The following is a 1,241-nucleotide window of genomic DNA, read 5'->3' as shown; positions in this document are numbered from 1 at the left end:
CAATTCCGATTGCAGTTCGGAGAACGCTTCACACAATGGCGCTTGTCGGTGGACTGGCACGGTCGGTCTTGTGCGGCTGATTGTGAGTGGGAAATACTAGCAATGGGCAGCCTGTTATCACGCCTGTTCGCGCTGGTGGCTGCGGCCATGCTGCCGGCAATCGCGATNCAGGCGTACAACGAAATCGACCTGCGTCGCACGCGCCAAGTTGAAGTACAGGACGAAGTACTCGGGCTCGCCAAGCTCGCCGCCGCCGAGCAGCAACAGATCGTCCAGGGCGTTCGTCAGGCTCTGATAGCGCTTTCGGAGCTTCCGGCGATCAAGGCGAAGGACGTCCAGGGATGCGACGCTTACCTTTCCAGGATCAAGCAACGATACCCGGAGTTCATCGTCTTTATCGTGGTCGACATGAATGGCGACGCCTTCTGCGACTCAGCCAGAGAGCATAAGCCGGCTACCGCAGCTGGACGTGCCTACTTTGCCAGCGTCGTGAAAACCGGCAAATTCACAATCGGAGAGTTCGCAATCGGCCGAACGACTGGTCGCAACGTCCTTCAGTTTGCGCTGCCATTCTACGACGACGAGGACCGCATGGGTGGTGTCGTTATAGCGGCCCTCAGCCTCGACTGGCTCGCCGACTACATCGCAAAAAAGGGCGTTCCGTCGGGAGCCGCGCTCGCCATCACGGACCGCAACGGCATCGTTCTCGCTCGCTATCCTGACAATGACGTGTTTGTCGGCAAGAAGTTGCCCGTTGGTGAAGACCCGATGCGCGACAACGGGACCGTAGCGGACATGATTAACATTGACGGCGTGCGAAGAATTGTCGGCTTCGCCGCTGTGGGGCAAGATCTTCTTGTCGGCTTCGGCCTCGGCAAGGCGCAGACTTTCACCAAGATCGAACATCGCACGCGGCGCGACGTGTTGTTCATCCTTTTCAGCGCCCTGCTCGTTTTGATCCTGACGGCGTGGGGCGCGCAACGGTTCATCCAGCGCCCGTTTGCGCAATTGGTTGACGCTGCGAACCGATGGCGGCTCGGCGAATTCAGCCGGCGCGTGGACATCGCGGGCAACTCGGAAATCGCACGGGTCGCCAGAGCATTCAACGCCATGGCCGATGCGCTGAGGCACCGCGAGCATGAGCTATCCGAAGCGAGGGAGCAGTTTCATCAGAGCCAGAAGATGGAGAGCGTCGGCCAGCTCACCGGCGGCGTCGCGCACGACTTCAACAATCTGCTCAC

At 59.8% G+C, this 1,241-nt stretch carries 1 protein-coding gene; it reads left to right on the top strand.

Going from position 1 to position 1,241, the window contains the following annotated elements:
* Positions 1 to 102: 102 nt before the first annotated feature.
* A partial coding sequence (locus YY7_RS0149905; RefSeq protein WP_035693364.1) for a sensor histidine kinase occupies positions 103 to 1,241 on the top strand: 1,139 nt, incomplete at its 3' end.

The organism is Bradyrhizobium elkanii WSM2783, from assembly GCF_000472865.1.
GTDB classification, from domain to species: domain Bacteria; phylum Pseudomonadota; class Alphaproteobacteria; order Rhizobiales; family Xanthobacteraceae; genus Bradyrhizobium; species Bradyrhizobium elkanii_A.
This window is presented reverse-complemented; position numbering and strand designations above follow the sequence as displayed.